1 protein-coding gene and 1 pseudogene are annotated in these 3,722 nt (G+C 37.3%); both read left to right on the top strand.

Annotated features, from left to right (window positions below):
• Positions 1-104 precede the first annotated feature (104 nt).
• Positions 105-212, top strand: a pseudogene (locus ACFOUY_RS09135) (RNA polymerase subunit sigma-70); the annotation flags it as partial.
• 609 nt (positions 213-821) lie between these two features.
• Positions 822-3,722: hypothetical protein (locus tag ACFOUY_RS09130; RefSeq protein WP_378960199.1), on the top strand; the 2,901-nt coding region annotated here is incomplete at its 3' end.

Raw genomic sequence — 3,722 nt, 5'->3', positions numbered from 1 at the left:
ACACAAGATGAAAGAAGGCATTTTTGAAAATCTAATGAATAGAATGATCAAAAATCCACCTCACACATATAAAATGATTATCACTTAAACGCCTATTTCAAAAAACTTTTATTACAGCATGGGATAATATTTCAATGTTTGATGATTCGAAGAGTAAATTGTTTAGCTGGTTAATTAGAATTGCCCGGGCGGAGCAAATAAAAATCGGTTAAACATAACGAGCCCATTAATTTCTGTTCAGATACACGTTAAAGCTAAGCTATATTACAACTTTTTGAAGTTTGGAAAAAAAGTATCAAGTTGTAGGACTGATCCTGTCGATTTTAATAAATAATTCGTGATTTTGATAAACTCACGCTTAGAATAGAACTGATAATCTGAAATATGAATTATTTCGCAAATAGTTAATCTAATTCGTCAAATAATTTGCTTTGTCAGCTAGATAATCTATTTCTTCTATAATAATATTCGAACAAGTCTGATAATCAATGAGTAAGGCTAAATCTGTTGCGTGTTTTCTGTCTAAGCTGCCTAATAAATATTACATAATTGATTTTTTGTGTAAACTATTGGTATGAGGGTGTTTTGTTACGTGTAAAAATTAATATTTAGCTAATAATGAAAGTGCCTTAATTCGTTATTTTCGCTCAAAGTTGTTGAAAACGAATTATCCCTAATTGGTTTTATCCAACGCTCTCAAAACCTTTTTTCATTATTTACAAAGTTAAGTATGTCTGATACAGGCTTCTTACCAGGGACTATTGTGCTTAGGATTTATGATAAATAAATGGTTTCTCAGATTATCTTTTTATATGCTATGCTTGATTTTATTAGGCTCTAGCAATACTATACACGCCAAATTATCAAAATCCTTACCAGAAAAAACAGTTACTTCAGGTGCCAAAAGCGCAAATGAAATAATATTTCCTATTCTTAAAAAAAGTGAGTCTTTAAGTAATTTAACGTCTGCAAAGTCTAAATTATTGCCTCTGCCAATTTATTCTATACATTATATTGCACCTGCACCTTGGCAATACTGGAGCAAAGCAAATCAAATTGTAATAACAACCGAAAGTACAGAGTGGGTTAGTGGAAAGATCACAAAAAGCGATGGTGCTCCTATCGCAGATTTTACCTGTAAGGCAAATGTTCCTTTCGTAATGCGTTTTGGGATAAATCCTGATGCTTTGCCAACTCACCCTTTAAATCAAATAGTTGCTGGTGCGGGGTTAATTGTTACCGCAAATGCTTCCATCTCTGTGAATCTCCGAAATATTGCTTCGGATTATAATAATAGTTACGATCCATTCATCAAAGGAAATGCATCGCTGTTCAGTTTTGGGGATGCAGGTGTTGGTACTGCATTTCGTGTAGGTTATTATCGAGATGATGATTTAACGGAAAAGGGTGAACGACCAATTTACAGTATAATGGCTCTGGATGATAATACCGAGGTAAAAATTGCTGGTGTTGTAACAGTAACGCTAAATAAGGGAGAAAGTTATCTGTTTCAGTGCCCAATAGGTACATTAGTCGAATCTACACGTTCGGCCGTTATGAATACTTCAGCAAGGCTCGATGCTCCTGGAGGTTGTGGAGATGGCGCTTATAATCCTATTGCGCCAATACTTTCGTTAGGTAGTGAATATGTAATTGTTAGGGGAGAAGGAAACCTTATAGCCGAGCAATCAACTGTTGTAGCAACTGAAGATAATACATTAGTAACGGTTCAGTTTTTTGATCAAGACGGTATTCAGCATACTCCAGATTTAGTTTTTACCCTTTTGAAGGCAGGTGATTTTAAGACATTTAATCATGGTTATTTAGATAAGGCTTATGATTCTGAAAAAAATACCGGGAAATATTCTTCTTCGAGAATTGTAGCGACTAATAATAAAAATGTAGCGGTTTTTTCTGGTACAGCTGGTGCCTCAGGAGGAGCTGGCTGCGAAGTTGATGTTGCTACTTTGGTGCCAATAGCAGATTGTGCTGGATCGAGAACCGTTGAAACCGCTGAATTTACAGATTATAGTGATGGAAAACTCCCATACTTTGGATACATTCTAACAAAAAGTTCTAATGAAATATCTTTAACTACCCAGGGAGGAAGCACCTCCCATGCATCAACAAATATTGAAACTATTTCAGGTATCGATCCTAGAAAACAGCTTGGCTCTTCAGACTTATTTCTTGTGAAGTTTACGGGTGCAAATATAGGTTCACCGGAAGTTATAACCATTAGTAGTGCAAGCAGGCTAACTGTTTCTATGGTTCAGCAAAGTAATATGTTTTCGATGTCTAATTTTATCTCCCGATTTCCGGAGAAGGCAGGTCAACCAACTGTAGACCAATCGGATTGTGCTGCAGTAAAATTGAGTGCAGGTTCTTCAATTGGCGGTCTTTATCAATGGTACATAAATGGTTCAAAAATTGACGGGGCAAATGGTCAGGATTACATTGCAACCGTTTCAGGTAATTACACAGTTACATCTAATTTGGAATGCGGCATGAGTGCGCAATCTTTACCCTTATATATAGAGGTTTGCAGCATAGATCGTTCAATTGAAAAAACTGTAGATATTCCCCTTCCCGAGTTGAACAGTGAGGTAACTTTTACTTTGAAGGCGCAAAATTTAGGAACGGGTACAGCTTTAGCCGTGTCGGTTGATGATTTATTGCCAGCTGATTATCAATACATATCGCATAGTACGGCTTCTGGAAGTTACAATTCGACAACAGGTGTTTGGACTATTGGCGACCTAGCAGCTGGAGCCATTAAGACTTTAGAAATTAAGGCAAAAGTTTTGACTGTAGGAATCCACACCAATGTTGCGACGATTACGGGTTTACAACCGGATGTAAACCTGAAAAATAATACAGGAAAAGCATCGACAAGAACGGAATTAGGTTTGGTTACGTTAATAACTGATGCTCCCGATAGATCAGTTTGCGCAGGTACGCCAATTGAGGAAATTGTTTATTTAATTAGTGGTGGTGCATCAGGTGTAAAAGTAACTAATCTTCCTGTCGGTTTTACATCGGATTATAATCAAGAAACGAAGGAACTTAAAATAACTGGTTCTTCAACTACGCCTACCGATCATGCAGGTCTTATTTATACCGTAACCACAACAGGAGGTATACCTGTTTCTAAAACAGGGGTAATTATTGTAAAAGAAAATGTTACCCAACCCATTTTTTCAAGTTCTTCAGTTGCAAAGCGATGTGTTGGAGCTGGTAGTGATACTTATACTGCAATATCCTCGAACAGCGAAGGGATAGTTTATAGTATTTTGCCTACATCTGCTGGTACTATCAATCCGACAACTGGATTGGTTACATGGGTAGCTGATTTTGATGGTAAGGCAACCATAACTGCAACAGCTTTAGGTTGTGATGAAAAGAAGACCGAATTTTTTGTTGACGTTTATCCGCGTCCGGCAGCACCCGGAACTACCCATTTAAAATATTGCCACAATCAAATCGGTGTACCAGTTTTAACAGCAACAGGCGAAACTAATGCAATTTTCACCTGGTACGATGCCTCGGGTACTGTTATCGACGGAAGTATTCCGCCATCAACTTCTAATGTTGGCAGCACAACTTATTACGTAACGCAGAAAATAGGTGCTGATGGATGTGAGAGTGAAAAATCGCCTTTGGAAGTTACTATTAAGCCAGTTCCGGCAGCACCTGGAACTACCCATTTAAAATATTGCCAC

It is taken from the genome of Pedobacter jamesrossensis, from assembly GCF_042650905.1.
Classification (GTDB): Bacteria; Bacteroidota; Bacteroidia; order Sphingobacteriales; family Sphingobacteriaceae; genus Pedobacter; species Pedobacter jamesrossensis.
Note: the sequence above shows the minus strand (reverse complement) of the source record. Positions and strands in the feature narration are given on the sequence as shown.